Genomic DNA, 15740 nt, shown 5'->3' on the forward strand with positions numbered 1-15740 from the left:
TCTCATTGCATCTGGCTTCGCGCGTCAATCCTCCTTCGACAGTTGTGAGAGGTCTTTTGCATTCTGCTACTTTGCAGCCAAAGCTTTCTCGAGTGCATGAAGCAAATCTTCACGCCCGATGGGCTTCATCAGGCGAATGTCATGTGGCTGTAGTCCACTGCCATGAACAGTGGCCTCCTTGGCGTACCCAGACATGTACACGACGGGCAGGCCTGGCCTCTTGATCCTGATTTTTTTGGCCAATGTGGTTCCCAGCAATTCACCGGGCATGACAATGTCGGTCAGGAGCAGATCAATCGTTGGCATCTGATCGAACTGGCTGAACGCATCATCCCCGGATATCGATGTGATGACATCATAGCCGGCTGCAACCAGAATTTGATAGAAGACGGCTAGAACATCAGGGTGGTTTTCAACGAGTAGAATTCTCGCACTCGCCTCACCGGGGGACTTTACGGCACTGGGCAATTTCGGTGACTTCTTGATCGCCTGGTCCTTGGCAGCAACAAAATAGAGTTTGATCGTGGTTCCAACACCGACTTCCGAATAGACGCGAACCAAGCCACCTGATTGCTTCATGAAGCCCATCAACATCGGGAGTCCAAGCCCCGAGCCGACATCCGCCTTCTTGGTGCTGTAAAAGGGTTCGAAAATCTGTTCCAGGTTTTCACGGGGAATCCCTATGCCCGTGTCACTCACAGCCAGCAACACATAGCGCCCGGGAGGGATATTCTCATCAAGCTGCCCGAGGTAATCTTCATCGATGCGTACATTGCATGTCTCTATCGTGAGTTTTCCACCTGCCGGCATCGCCTCCCGTGCGTTGAGAATCAGATTCAGCAGTACACTCTCAGCCGAGCTTGCGTCCAATTCCGTTACCCAAAGACCTGCCAGCAAAGAGGTTTCCACTTCGATTTGTGACGGGAGTGTGCGTCCTATCCAGGTACTCAAATGACGGGTAAGATTGTTCAGATCAATCAACGTCGGCGCCAGCGGTGCGCGCTGCGCAAAGCTCAGCATATTGCGAGTCAATTCAGACCCGCTCAGCACCGACCGAATGCTGGCGTGAATCAATGTCTTCTGATCGGTGTCACTGATCTTCTCATCCAGTAATTCAAGATTGCCGAGAACCACGGCCAGCAGATTATTGAAGTCGTGGGCGATGCCACCGGTCAGATTGCCGATTGCATCCATTTTCTGAACCTGAAACAACTTGTTTTGTGCGAGCCGAGTCTCTGTAACATCCTGGCAAATGACTAGATACTCTCCATTGAACGATCCGGACAGGCTCGCTTCGGAGAACGCTTTACGCAGATACCGAGTTTCACCGCCTGGCATGGAGTATCGGAGCTCACAGACCACAGACTCCTTCGACAACAGGCGTTGCCTGACCTTCATCGCGGCTTCCCGATCATTCTCGTGAATCAGCTCCTCGACTATCTCCTTGATTGTATCCAGGGCCATGAGACCAGCCACTGTGCGTCCATGCATATCGGCATAGCTGGTGTCGCATTCCACAAGTTTGCCCGTGTCCATATTCATCATGGCGTATCCCAGTTTGGCCAGGTTCGCCGATTCGGCGTAATGCCATTGCGATCGGCTCAGTTCCTCATTACGCTCGTTCAGCATGGTAATAGCAGCCAGGTAATGGCGATGGAGCAAACCGACGACAAGGATTCCGACTCCTGAGGCGGCCGCCACACTGAAAATCTGATCTCCCCAGAGGAATGCGCTTGAACCTGTATCCAGTGATACCCGCTTGCAGAACGGCTTCGTTGTCAATCGTGAACCAGGCTGCTGCCATGAGAACCGCAACACAGGCGACAAGCATTGCAAGCGCGGTGCGTATGCCTTCAATGGCACTGACCATAACCGGAATGACGGCGAGGAAGACAAATGTCGGTGATTCAAGCCCTGCGCGAAAGACATCTGATACAGCAGCCAGGCTGAACAGGCCTAGAACGGCAACGGCACGGTGTTGAAGAGAGATGGAATGTGTCACGCGTGACAGTAGAACGATCGTGCACAAGGCAATGCCTTGTATCAGGATAATAGCGCTATGGCCCTCATGGAACCCCGAGTACAGGACAATTCCCAGAATGGGCACGCTGATAACTGTGCTGGCGGTGAGAAGCTGCTCGAGAAGTGCAGACCTCGTGGATGCCGTTTTTTCCAGATAGCGACCCTCATTGGGGGGCGATGACAGATTCACGGGAGCACTCCATCAACAACAGTCATGTCAAGGATCTGCTTCAAGCGGCATGGTTGGGTCGCCCCTACTATAGCTGTAGCCCACCGGAAACGTGCGAGATGTCGATAAAATGACTCCGGTGAACCACCTGATCGGTCCATCAGATCCAGAGTGCCAGCATCCTATTCCATGGTGAAAACGCCGGCGAATCAATGAACATCAGTTTGATCGAGCACTTGTCCGTGGTATTCATCTGAGCTTGCCCTGCCGCCGACACGCTCCTCTCCGACTCCCCCTCCTGGAAGATTGCCTACCGACTCGGGCTCGTGAATCAGAAACCCTTGCGCATAGTCAATACCCATCGCCCGTACACACTGCAAGATTTCCGGACTGCTCACGTATTCCGCAATGGTTTTCAGCCCCATGACTCTAGCCACATCGATGAAGCACTTTACTGCAATATCATCCAAAGGGTCGCTCATCATGTTTTGAATGAATTGCCCATCAATTTTGAGAAAATCAACTGGTAACGATTTCAGGTATCCGAATGAGGAGGCACCAGCACCAAAATCATCGAGTGCTACTCGCACGCCCAGCGCTCGTACCTGTTCAATGAACGTTGCGGCCTTCGCCATATTCTTGACCGCCGCAGTTTCAGTGATTTCAAGGCACAAACGTTGACATATACGACGTCCTGACGATTTCAACAATGCCAGTGCGTCCTGATGAAACTCCGGATCCCCCACTGATTGCCCGGAGAGGTTCACGCAGAACAGCTCGACTGCAGTGTGATCAAGAAAGCTTCTCAGGGTTGAGAGCGCCTGTGCCAGAACCCGACGATCCATTCTCGTCACGAGGTTAAAGCGCTCAGCCGCAGGCATAAACAGCTCTGGCGGGATCACAATCCCGTCAGGGGTTCTCAAGCGAATCAGTATTTCGGCATGAATTCCTTGCCCTACGTGCGTCAGCGGCTTGATGTGCTGAGCATGGAGTTCAAAATGATCTTCGTCGAATGCCTGCTCCAGACGTCTCGCCCATTGCATATCCTCCTGTCGCAATTGCATGTCCTCATCGCTATCAAACCAGATATGCACACGGTTTTTCCCCGCCTCCTTTGCCGCATGGCAGGCGGTATCTGCCGCTTGAATCGCTGATGAGGTATCAGACCAACGCCTGTCCAACGGTACCAGTCCAATACTACTCCCGATTCGAAATGGCTGATCGTTGAACACAAAGCGGTACGCATCCACCTGGTAGCAGATCTGTTGCGCTATTCGGCTTGCCTGATCACCCCGACGGTGTTCGAGGATGATTCCAAACTCATCACCACCGAGACGCGCCAGCGTGTCGCCAGGGCGCAGCATGCTGCAAAGCAGGTTTGCTATTTTGACCAGAAGTTGATCTCCGGCCACGTGCCCCCCTGCATCGTTGATCAGCTTGAATCGATCGAGGTTCAAAAAGAGCAGTGAATGCTCACTGTCACCGTCGCCTTCATGGTTCATCAAACGCCCCAGGCGTGTTTCAAATTCCGTACGATTCAAAAGGCCGGTGAGCGCATCATGCGAGGCAAGGTATTTCATCTCGGCCGCCATGCGACGTTGTTCGGTAACATCGTGAAAAACAATCATTGCGCCCAGAATCGAACCTTGCTGGTCAAGAATGGGCGAGGCGGAGTTCTCGATACCGTACTCATGCCCATTACGAGAGATCAGCACCGTGCGACGGGTCAGTCCGACGATGTTGCCAAACTCCAGGCAAGTGGATATCGGACTGACGGCCATTTCCCGCGTGTTTTCATCGATGAGTGGCAAGACATGACTCAAGGGCTGACCAATGGCATCCTGCGAGAGCCATCCCGTAAGTTGTTCGGCGACGGGGTTTTGCCATGTCACCAACCCCATCGCGTCGGTCGTGATTACCGCCTCTCCGATGGTTTGCAACGTCACTCGTAACGATTCGGCCTGTGCGCTCAGCGTGCTATTCAGCTTGCGCAAGGTCGTGATATCCCAGCCGACTCCCAACAGTCGTATCGCCTGGTTATTCTCATCACGCACCACATGGGCAGCAACACGCAGGTGGTGAATATACTGGTCTGCCCAACGAATGCGGAACTCGATATCCAGATCGCCCTCCCCCTCGATCACCCCTTGTATTGTTCTCGCAACATACTCCCTGTCCTTTGTATATACATGATCAATCCACACGTCATAGGGCATATCACCCTGCTCAGCTGACAGACCATGGAGCGCAAACATGCGCTCCGACCACCTAATCCTGCCTTCATCAATATGCCACTCCCATACACCGATCTCACCACTGTCGGTCGCAATGGCAATCCGCTCATGCGCCTCGGCCAGGTGATGACGTTGCTGCACATGATCGGTAATGCTCTGCATTGCACCAAGCAAACGGACAGGCTTGCCGTCGCAATGTTCAACGTGCCCGACAACCCTGACCCAGATCGTTTCACCCATGCTCCTGACGACACGCAGTTCCAGATCCCAACCCTGTCCGGTATCAATGGCATCATCGATTGCTGCCTGAATCGTGGGGCGACCTTCGGGAAGATAGAAACTGAGCGCCTCGTGCAGATTCGGCTGATAGCCCGGACGCATGCCATGAAGAAGGCAGTATTGATCGGACCATCGAAGTTGGTCCGAACCGATGTCATACTCGAAACCGCCAACATCGGCCAGAACTCCGGTTTCATTCAAAAGCCTCTCATTTTGAAGCAGCGCGCTCTCTTGCTCTTTACGATGGCTGATGTCCTGAAGCGTACCGAACATCCATTCCGGTTGACCCGCAGCTGTCCGAGTGAGTATGCGCCCATGATCAGAAAGCCACACCCAACGCCCATCGCCGTGCCACATGCGTGCCTCGTACTCAAAGGCCTCCAACTCTCCGGCGATATGCCGGTTCATCATCGTCGTCATACGCTCGATGTCATCCGGGTGTCGCCGCTCTTTCCAGACTTCCCTGGTCGAGGATGTCGTGTCTTCCGGGCTCACTCCCAGCAGTTCCCACCATCGGGCATCACCGCGCATTTCGTCCGTCTGAAGATTCCACTCCCAGCACCCGACCCCGGTGCCCTTGATAACGGCCTCAAGGCGCCGATGCTCATCCTGCAGTGCCCGGTGGGCCTGCACGCGTTCACTGACATCTTCCACGGAGCCGATATGGCCTGATACCTCCCCGTTGTCCGTCAGAACGGGTCGTGAAACCCCCCGTACAGTCAGCACATCGCCGTTGTCATGCCGAAGTCGAAACTCCATATCAAAACAAGTCCTTTGGGACGTGTTTGCCTGCCATCGATTGACGATCTCCTCCCGGTCATCAGGGTGAATTGCACCACACCATCCGCTTCCCAGAGCATCCTGCTCTTCGATGCCGAAAATCGACTGCCAACGCTCGTTTACGTACGTGCAATCACCCTGACCGTTGGTGGAGAACACCTCAAGCGGCGACAAGTCACTCAGTGCCTGGTATCGACTTTGACTCTGGACAAGCTCATACGCAGCTCGCCTGGCGTTGAGCGCAAGTACGACTGCTCTGGACAGGTGCTGCAGAATGTGTTTCTGTCGGGAGCTCAGTTGCCGGGGTGCGTGATCAATCACGCATAACGTACCGACGCGAGCTCCATCATCCATTGTCAGGGGAACCCCCGCATAGAAGCGTATATGAGGTTGCCCAGTGACCAATGGACTGTTGGAGAACCGGGGATCCTGCGTGGCGTCGACCACCTCGAGAATGCCATCGCCGAGAATCGTGTGATTGCAGAACGCAGTGTCACGTGAGGTTTCGCTGATCTCGTGCAACCCTACACTGGCCTTGAACCATTGACGATCGGCATCAATCAAGGAAACAACGGAGACAGGTACATCGCAGAGCAAGGCCGCTGCCTGAACAAGTTCATCAAATGCCGGTTCAGGTGAGGTGTCGAGCACATCAAGGCTCTCCAGTGCGGCGATCCGTTCTACCTCACCCTGGGGAGACTGCCTCATGGAACGCACCCTGATTTCAACGTTTCTGGCCTGTACTCCTCATGCCAACGACCAAGCAAGCTGCAATGCGAGAGTCCGGCCATAGGGCTCATGGCGAATGGTCCGCTGCGACAGGCCAGGAGAAGGTCAGGGAATCACACTTGATGATCACGCTATAGGGATCGCGGTGCAGCCTGAACACTGACTGAAATGCCCGATCTCTGTGCGCTATTTTCCATCAGAATTGGCTGTTTTTCCTATCCTTGTCTCATCATACCCACAAGGTGTTCGGAACATCATTGCCACAGGTTATAAAGAGGGTGACAGCCTCAATCTCGCCATCGGGATGGCGAGCAGGCTCTAGCAAATATTCATGCTTGCCTTGATTATCCATAATTGTATTATCAGAGTGTGCATGCATGACCCTGTCAATAAATCATCGGGTCATGACGAGTCGATACTGAACAGTCGTCAATCGACAGTGCCATCACCAATAGGTCAGAAAAAGGCAGGCATTTTACCGGTCATATCCAACACGACACGATGACACGTATGCTTGTAACGGCTGGGAAGCCTCATGCTGATCAATTCCATTTCACCCAGCCGCATCCCGTCAACGCAAGGTCACTACAGGCTGTTCGGCAAATAACAATCATGTGGCAGAAACCTCTCGCTTCTAGCCACAGCAAATAGCGTGGATGCACTCTCGGAAATCGCACTGGCAGCGATCGAGCATGAATTTCACGACAATGGATTGGAGGGGTGCAACGCGAGACAATGGTGTCGCAATCATTTTCCGGCAAGGAATGTCAATGAGATTTAGTGCATCATGAATAGGCGCACTGTTTGCTACCTTCGAATCACGGCTCAAGCCGGCGATCTGCATTTTTCTGTTTTCTGTACCCGGCACAGTCTGGAATGTCGACGTATGGAGGTTTTCCGGTGGATAGAACGCCTGGCAGGTCAACTGCATTGGAGAACCTATGAACTCACCATCAGCGGCGCCTCCAGCATGGAAGCAAACGAGCGAAAGCACGCATTGTTCGAAAACCGCTACCCGGCCAGCTGACAGGGGATTGGGAGTCCAGCATTCCCAATGGTCTTCAGCGAAGTACACGATGCAATGGCATGACAGGGCACAGCCGTACACTCGGCTCTCTCTTCCCGCTACTCGAACTGGACGGTTTCACCGAAAGAGAGGCTTGAACAATCCGGATCATGATGTCATGGGCACAGTGAGCAGTGCACCTCAGGCGACTTTTTCCAATGGGTCGACAGGGGCTTGATTGATCGTGAACTGTGAGACCAGGGTATGCATCGATCCCGCCATGCTTTTCAACCTCGAAGCGCGCTCTTGTGAACGAACCGTTCCGGCCAGGGAGTGTTCTGAGACAGCGGATATTGTCGCCAGGTTCTCGATGATGTCAGCGGCACGTGTATCGGTTTGAACCGCTGATTGGCTGATGCCCTGTGTTGCCTGCTTCTGTTCCTGAATGCCCGCAGCGATCTGTCCCTGCAAGCAGCTGATGCTGACGATGATTTCACTGATCTCGGTGATTGCGGCCACCGCGCCATCACTGTCCTGCTGAATGGTATTGATTCTACGCCTTATCTCATCGGTTGCGTTAGCCGTTTCCTTGGCGAGCTCCTTCACTTCATTGGCGACAACCGCAAAGCCCTTCCCTGCATCGCCTGCCCGAGCCGCCTCGATGGTGGCGTTGAGTGCCAACAGGTTGGTCTGTTCCGCGATCGAGGTGATCACCTTGATCATGGCCCCGATGCCCTCCGAGGAGGCGCTCAGCTGACGCATCAGCTTGTCAGCCGATTGCGCAATGTTCACCGCATCGTCTGCCACAACAGTCGCTTGTTCCGAGTTCCTGGCAATCTCACGAATGGAGGCGTCCATCTGCGTCACAGCCACAGTGACACTGCTGATGTTGCTGCTGATCTCGTGGGACGCGCTCGACACCTCTCCGATCTGTTGAAAGGAATCCTTGGCCAGGTCATGCATTTGTGTGTTCAGAACGTCAAAGTCTTCAGAAAAATCAGTCAGCTCGTTCGCATTGATCGATATCTCACGAACGTTGTCGGCCAAAGAGGTAAAAAAGCGATCCAGTGCTGATCCGATCAGGTTCATCGCTTCATTGCCCTGGCTTGCAACCCGCTGGGTCAGATCACCCTTGAGCGCCGCATCTACCACACGCAACAGATCATTGGCACCAGCGCGAAGCTGCTCGGCCTGAACGAGTTCCCGTGCATTGGCTTCCTGGAGCTGCGCTTCTTTCGTCTTCTGTTGAGTGAGGTCTATCCACTCGAATACCAACCCGATCTGCTGATCGTTGCCGTCGTAGACGGGACTGATGATCTGAAGCAGTGACCACTTGCCCAGTTGCAATTCGGACTGGCTGATCTTGGGCGAAGTCAGAAGATCTGCCAGCGTCAGATCGTTCAGCAGCATCGCCAGATTCAGCCCATCATGACTTTCCGACACTTTCGAGAGCGGTAGTTTTGGCAGATGATCGGCAAGATCGTCCAACAAGCCCTTCATCGACTGGTTGACAAAGATGGCATCACCGTTCTCATCGGTGACGAGCAAATTGGTATTGGCGCTGCCTAATGCATGCCTGATGCGTTCACTGTTCTTCGCGGCATGGCTGGCCTCTTCAAGCTGTCTCTTTTCCTGCAATTGTTCTTTGAGATGCTCAACGGCCAGGGCCATGACACCGACCTCATCAAGATTGTGCGGGCCGCTGATGGGCACTTCGTAGTCGCCTTTTGCCAGACGGCCGATGATATGGGACAGTTTCTTCATCGGTACGACGATGGTCCTTCCAAACAGCAAGCCAACCAGCAGCGATGCCACGAAGGCAAACACGGACACACCGATTACGGTAATCAATGCTTTCTGCTTCAGAGCGATGGCCGTCTCTTCCAGTGTGTAGAGGTTGTCAGTGACAATGCGCTCAAGCTCGATGGCGCGTTGCAACAGATCATCATATGCCGGATAACTGCTGATCAACACGTTGGTTGATATGTAGGGATTGGACTCGATGACTTCAGCGGTCTTCATGAAGACCTTGCTGTATTCATCAAAGCTGTTTCGAAGGACACCGATCGCCTCTGTGCCATTGTCCTGAAACTCAGACTCGATAGCAGAAAGTGCCTGGTTGATGCGGTCAATATTGGCAACAAGACCAGCCATACCGCCTAGAGAGTCATCGATTTCCGTGCCCGTTTGCATCCAGCTGCTGTATCTGCCCAACAGTGCCTGTGTCAATTCAATCTGAGCCGACAGTTCACGGACACGTCCATCGTGTGCCAGCACCGTTGCGACAGCATCCGCCTTGTCTTCTGCCGTCTTGTAACTGGAATAGAAAACGGCAACCACCAGAGCGATCATGAAGCTCGAAAACAGGGGAGCCAGCAGGGCTTTTACCGATATGGACAGGTGCTTGAACATGTAAGGTTTATGTGAACTGGCGAAGCGTTAGTGTATCCACGGCCAGAGCCAACAAATCGATAGCCCGGCCCATGGAATGAGCGTTCATTATCTCGGTAGCGTCAACTCTGGAACGATCATTAGATGATTGTAATTTCTACCTGAAAATCGCTGGTCTCAGCAGGTTGAAACCTCTCACAATTGTCGATCGAATCATCGACTCGCAAATGATCCTTACACCGAATCAAGGGCTCTACCAAGACACGCCACTTTGGACCAATTTCACTGCAGAAAGCCGAATTGAATGATCTCTACCAATCTCAGAACAGCGTGCCTGTGCAACCCTCCCCAATACTGCTGGGCTCATAAGTAAATTTCTTGCACATTTGTCGCCGGAGGATTCGATGCGCAAGTTTCGACTTGCTCTCAGGCTGATCATGACAATCCTCAAGCAGAACGAAGAAGGCAGCACGGTGCCTGAGCTGCATTGTACGTGCTGTGACATTCTGTAAGTGACGATCCTGGCCAAGAGCAGACTCAAGGGGAGCAGCACACGATCGCCTTCATTCAGCTGGCTCAGCTCGTAGTGGTGGACAAGACCAGGGACATTACCGAGTGAGCAAGATACGAACAGCTCATGGTAGTAACTTGACGCCGACCTCCGCGAAGTTTGCATTTGCAGCTATGCCGTCGGCAAATTCAGTGCCTTCAAACCAGTTCACTTTCAGCCAATTGTACTTTTCCGTTAACAGTGGCTCGTTGGTCGCAGCTATCAGCTGACGAAACCGCTCGGGTTCTACTCGATAGCGCACCATGAAGCCAAGGAAGTAGTGCTCCGGGTCCCTGCAATCCAGGAACTGCAAGATGTCTATGTTGACGGCAACACCCGACCCGGGACACATCAGCATGGCATTTGAGTTGAACCCGGGCTGGCCGTTCAATACTTCAGTTTGAAAGATGGCCTTCCACTGATTGAACACATCATTGTTTTCACGGAAGCAATTGGCGAAGATCGAGTGCCCCACTTCCTGCAAGACGTGTCCTTCACGCCCCCCCATCCGAACGGAATGGTTCGTAACCGAGCCACCACCGCTTCCGGATGCTCCTAGCAACACGAATCGGTGGTTGCCCGCCAAACACGGCTTTGATCCGTTCCAGATCCACGTCGGGAACATCGCTGTACCTATGCCTTTCTCGGTAAACCACTTGTAGTTTTCCCACGGTGCACCAGAAGGCATTGTCGTGTTGCCAAGGCTTCGAGCTATTTGAACGGAAGCGTTTTCGGAGAACGCGACCACTGCGGGTATCAGCTTGTCTACATCATCGGGTTTGTCTGTGAAGGCGCTCAATCGCTGTCCGCTGGTGCTGCCAATCAACGGTAGTTGAGATTCTGATCCAAAGTTACTGAGATGAATGGTTGATCGCTCGAATCTGGAGCCATTCGAGAATGCAACATACACGTTCTGTTTGTGTTGTTGATTTTTCGGCTGGTCGTTGACAAAGGTCACGATGTCGTCAAGCCCGTCTGCATTCAGATCACCGATTCGTGGAACTTCCCCTTTCAGCGAGAAGAACGTATGCCAGACACGACTACCGCTGAATTGCCTGCCATCGGACAGGGACACCCAAACGGGTGCATTGCCGAGTATGGAGCCATCGGACTTGTTTTGGCGCTTCTGTACAAACGTTGCGATATCGTCTCTGTCATCTCCGTTGAAGTCACCAATGAGCGGAATTTCTCCCTTGAGTGAAAAGAACCTGTGCCAAACGCGGCTGTTCAGGAATTTCGTGCCATCGGACAATGCTACCCAGACAGGTGCCGGGCCGATCGGTGTACCGGCTGCATCCTTCTGTGCTGATTGAACAAAGGTTGCGATGTCGTCCTTGCCGTCGCCGTTGAAGTCCCCCACCATGGGTGTTTCCCCTTCAAGGGAGAAGAACTTGTGCCAGACACGGCTGCGTCCGAACTGAGATCCGTCAGATAGCGATACCCAGACAGGGGCAGGACCGATGGGCGTGCCATCCGCGTTCTTCTGCGCAGACTGCACGAATGTCACAATGTCATCCTTCCCATCGCCATTGAAATCCCCAACCAGGGGTATTTCACCCTTGAGTGAAAAGAAGCGGTGCCATCGTTGCGGGGCTGAGAACACGCTCGCGGCAGTAGCGGAAGCAACATGGACGGGTGCTGGACCATCCTGATCGTTGATCTTTTCCTGGGAAAACTTGATTAAGTCATCCATACCATCCCCGGTAACGTCACCAAGAAGTGGAATCTCGCCTGATTCTGGCAGGAATGGGTGTTGGCTTGGTCCCACCTTGAAGTTGGCAAAGCCACCAGGTATTGCCGCTGATATTCCGGCGCCAGATTCGCCCCAAAGTAGCCGGATACCGAGGCGTGAAACAAGGAAATTCTTCATCGCGGCACGACTGAAATTCATGATGTGACTCGAGTCCGTTGTTCCTGCATCATCGCTCGGCTCTCGAATACCGGCCAGGTAGATATCGCTATTGAAGGAAACAGTATCGATGCTTCTGAAACCGCTTGTTCGGTCAACGAGCCGCCCGGCTTGCAGCCACCTGTCAGCCAATGCGGCACCCGTCAGTTCATTACCGCGTGAATTAGGGTCCTTGCGGGAATACCGCACCCTCCCATCTTCGCCAACACCGATGACAAAAATGTTGTCGTTTACAAAGGCAATCTCGGGGCGTCCGCGTGCGACGATGGTGGTGTCGGAAAAACTCGCCCAACTCGACGGTTGGCCAAATTGCGAGCGCGCAACCGTGTAGAACAGTCTGGTCGGTCCACCACCGGCGTCATGGCGAGCCGCAACATGAAACCGCTGATTGAACACGATGACATCGAAATCGTCATCTTTGACTGACACCAGTGGCATGACGGTTTGTGATATTTCGAATTGTGGTGTCGGATCGGTGCGGATGATGCTGTGCTTCAACAGGCCACTGCGGCTGTGGACATAAAATACATTCAGTGAAACCCCATCCCAGATCAACTGTGGCCGCCCTCTTGCGGTCTCGATGCTCAGAACAGTGCCAGTCCAGCTATCTGTTGATGGTGAGAATACCTGGAGGCCAATGCGCTGAGACTGCAGGTCTCTCCACGCCATGGCAACATTCCCACCCTCTGCCTGCGCGAGGGATGGAGCGGATGCGGCGACGACGCCGGAATCGATCCATTGACCTCCCCAATTGCTGTTGTTGGATGTAGTGACGTCCCTGGAGGTAAATTGAAGTGTGTTGGTCGCATCTCTGGCAGCAACGAATATGGTCGTCGCGCCAAGCCCCTCGCCCACAACCGACACCGCTGGTTGTTCGGATCGAAGATCGGGGCCGGGGACAGTTCGCCATCCCGACTGTAGCGACCTTGCGTTATCGACAGTGTTCTGTGGCAGGTTTCGTCTGCTTGGAATGAGCTTGAAGCGAAGCTTCCTGTCGGTATCAAAGACTTGAAAAACCCACAGTGAATTGTTGATGTGTCCATAGTCACCGACGGTCGGCGACGTCATCGAACTTTCGAGAACACCGGCCAGGACGGGACCGGAGCCCCGCCCGCTCGTCATCTGTCGAAACGTGGTGAAAGGCAGATTGATGCGAAAATCCCAACCGTTGAGGTTAGGCAGGAACTCGGAGTGCTTGCGCAAATCCTCGGGAATTCCATCGCCAGCACGTTCGTTCCATGCGGCAAAAATTGCCTGACCACCCGTTGCGGCATGCCCGTTATCCCTGGATGTGCCCTGTGCCATGACCGCATTGGTGAACAATAGGGTAACAAGGCTCACTAGCGCCAGAATTGGATTCCGCATGAGTAAAGAGTCCCCGTTGAAGTGGTACCTATCCAGTCCATGGCCTAACCTGAGGCATCAGTTGGAAGCAGGTATACTCCGTAGAAAAACTGAGACGCTCGAAACTTCTGACTGTTCATTGCTCGGCGATCAGGCCAGAAACGATGATCAGTATGCGCCAACTCTTTGTTGCGTGCGATGAGACAAAAGTCGTGTCTGGCGCTTGTGCAGGGGAAGCTCAGACAGTGAAATGCGGCCAAACATGACGAGCTTTATCAGCAAGCCGCAGCTGTCAATCCGCCGGAGCGCAGGAGTTTCCACCCATTATCATTGCCCCTGACGCCCACAATCCCCACCCAGTCTTACCCGCCATGACAGACACCGACTTCCTCTTCCAGCAATCCGCTCACACCGGCGTCATCACCTTCAACCGCCCTCATGCCCGCAATGCACTGACTTATGGCATGTATGAAGCATTGGCGGAAGTCTGCGGAAGAATCCACGACAGCACCCTACCCCTGAGATCGCTGATCATCACGGGCGCGGGGGACAAGGCGTTTGCTGCTGGCACGGACATCTCGCAATTCCGCAAGCTCGGCTCTGCCGATGACGCCCTGGAGTACGAACGCACCATGGATCGCGTCATGGGCGCACTGGAGTCTCTACCCATCCCGACGGTAGCCGCCATCAGAGGCGCGTGTACCGGAGGTGGTGCAGCCATCGCGGCCTGTTGTGATCTGCGCATCGCCAGTGATGATATTCGCTATGGCTTTCCCATTGCCCGTACGCTGGGCAATTGCCTGTCCAGTGACAACCTGTCACGTCAGGTGGAGTTGCTGGGAGCCGCTCGTACCCGTGAACTGCTGCTGACTGCCCGCCTGATCGAGCACGAAGAGGCCTTGTCCATCGGTCTGGTGAGCGAAATCTCTGCGGACCCTATCAAGCGCGCGCATGAACTGTGTGAGCGCATGAATGAACATGCACCACTGACCCTGGCTGCGTCCAAGGAGGGTCTGCGCCGCTTGCGTGAACAGGCGGCCAACGTTGAAAGTGATGACCTGATTGTCGCCTGCTATACCAGTGATGACTTTCGTGAAGGCATCGAAGCCTTTCTGGGCAAGCGCAAGCCGCAGTGGAACGGACACTGACAGCCCCTCGCCAGCCCTGTTTCAGCCGCGTCGAGCAGCAGACACGTCAGGCCGACAACAACACCGGCCCGCGCTCCCGGAAATGCACACTGACCTCGGTGCCGGCAGCATGCACGGTGTCCACGTCATCACTGGTGGCAAACCATTCGCCCTGCGCCAGACGAACCACGTACTCCATGTGATTGCCCACATAGGTGCTCTTGAGGACCTTGCCCGGCAAGCCACCTGTTGCCTCAGGGCCTTTCAGTTGCAGACGATTCGGTCGTACCGCCAGCCTGGCAGGCCCCGCGGCCATGCCGCGAGAGGGCAATGAGATGCTCACTCCGGCCAGACTGACCCGAGCAGTGCCGGCTGCTGTGTCCACCTGTTCTATGTTCACATCCACCAGATTGGCTTCGCCAATGAAATCCGCAACAAAACTGTCCGCAGGTTCTTCATAGAGTTCCCTGGGGGTGCCAGCCTGAGCGATGCCGGCATTGCGCATGACAATGATGCGATCGGACACGGCGAGGGCCTCTTCCTGGTCGTGAGTCACGTAGACCACGGTCAGGCCCAGCGATTGTTGCAGTTCGCGAATCTCCTCACGCACCTGTCGACGCAACTTGGCATCGAGATTGGACAGGGGTTCATCGAACAACAGGACTTGTGGTTCCAGCACCAGTGCCCGTGCCACCGCCACCCGCTGCTGCTGGCCTCCCGAGAGTTCGCTGGGCAGACGATCTCCATAGCCGGTCAACCCCACCAGCTCCAGACCGTTCAGAGCTCGCACACGCACCTCCGGCTTCTTCATGCCGGACACCTTCAGACCATAGGCGACATTTTCCAGCACGGTCATGTGCGGAAACAGGGCATAGGACTGGAAGACCATGGAGACGTCGCGATCGGTTGCCGGCAACAGGGTCACATCGGCACCACCGATCAGGATACTGCCACTGCTGGCCATCTCCAGACCGGCTATCATGCGCAGCGTGGTGGTCTTGCCGCAGCCCGACGGGCCAAGCAAGGTCACCAGTTCCCCTGCCTCGACCTTCAGCGACACATCATCCACGGCGGTCACCGTTTCACCGTAGACCTTGCTGACGTTCCTGAACTCGACCGAAGCCGCCTTGCTGTGAATGGAGGTGGTTTGCATGCAGAGACCTGTCAACTGGAATGGGCTGGCTTGCCAAAAAGCAAGGA

General features: G+C 54.3%; 9 protein-coding genes. 3 read left to right on the top strand and 6 right to left on the bottom strand.

The window, feature by feature from the left end; all coding sequences use genetic code 11:
* Positions 1-66 precede the first annotated feature (66 nt).
* On the bottom strand, positions 67-1398 hold the full coding sequence (locus tag ACUNV4_RS23775) for an ATP-binding protein (RefSeq protein WP_430881132.1): 1332 nt from the start codon (positions 1396-1398) through the stop codon (positions 67-69).
* A gap of 21 nt (positions 1399-1419) precedes the next feature.
* On the opposite strand from ACUNV4_RS23775, the gene ACUNV4_RS23780 reads away from it, so the two are divergent.
* Positions 1420-1689, top strand: a complete 270-nt coding sequence (locus ACUNV4_RS23780) for a hypothetical protein (RefSeq protein ID WP_430881296.1) — start codon at positions 1420-1422, stop codon at positions 1687-1689.
* Here ACUNV4_RS23780 and ACUNV4_RS23785 read toward each other — a convergent pair.
* Together ACUNV4_RS23785 and ACUNV4_RS23790 are read right to left on the bottom strand one after the other, a co-directional pair.
* On the bottom strand, positions 1613-2212 hold the full coding sequence (locus ACUNV4_RS23785; protein ID WP_430881133.1) for a hypothetical protein: 600 nt from the start codon (positions 2210-2212) through the stop codon (positions 1613-1615). The genes ACUNV4_RS23780 and ACUNV4_RS23785 overlap by 77 nt on opposite strands.
* 188 nt (positions 2213-2400) lie before the next feature.
* Positions 2401-6192, bottom strand: coding sequence for a PAS domain-containing protein (locus ACUNV4_RS23790; protein ID WP_430881134.1), 3792 nt, complete (start codon positions 6190-6192; stop codon positions 2401-2403).
* 808 nt (positions 6193-7000) lie between these two features.
* Here ACUNV4_RS23790 and ACUNV4_RS23795 point away from each other — a divergent pair.
* Positions 7001-7240: a hypothetical protein gene (locus ACUNV4_RS23795; RefSeq protein ID WP_430881135.1), complete on the top strand. Its 240-nt coding sequence runs from the start codon at positions 7001-7003 to the stop codon at positions 7238-7240.
* 180 nt (positions 7241-7420) lie between these two features.
* Here the strand turns inward: ACUNV4_RS23795 and ACUNV4_RS23800 are convergent, their stop codons facing one another.
* Both ACUNV4_RS23800 and ACUNV4_RS23805 read right to left on the bottom strand, forming a co-directional pair.
* Positions 7421-9631, bottom strand: coding sequence for a methyl-accepting chemotaxis protein (locus ACUNV4_RS23800; protein WP_430881136.1), 2211 nt, complete (start codon positions 9629-9631; stop codon positions 7421-7423).
* A 614-nt stretch (positions 9632-10245) separates the two neighbouring features.
* On the bottom strand, positions 10246-13434 hold the full coding sequence (locus tag ACUNV4_RS23805) for an FG-GAP and VCBS repeat-containing protein (protein WP_430881137.1): 3189 nt from the start codon (positions 13432-13434) through the stop codon (positions 10246-10248).
* Between the two features lie 350 nt (positions 13435-13784).
* Between ACUNV4_RS23805 and ACUNV4_RS23810 the strand changes: the two genes are divergently transcribed.
* A complete protein-coding gene (locus ACUNV4_RS23810; RefSeq protein ID WP_430881138.1) occupies positions 13785-14561 on the top strand; it encodes an enoyl-CoA hydratase/isomerase family protein in 777 nt (258 codons plus the stop codon).
* 46 nt (positions 14562-14607) lie between these two features.
* Here ACUNV4_RS23810 and ACUNV4_RS23815 read toward each other — a convergent pair whose 3' ends face one another.
* Positions 14608-15693 (bottom strand): ABC transporter ATP-binding protein, encoded by a 1086-nt coding sequence (locus ACUNV4_RS23815; protein WP_430881139.1) that lies wholly within the window; start codon positions 15691-15693, stop codon positions 14608-14610.
* Positions 15694-15740 lie beyond the last annotated feature (47 nt).

The organism is Granulosicoccus sp. 3-233 (assembly GCF_052681095.1).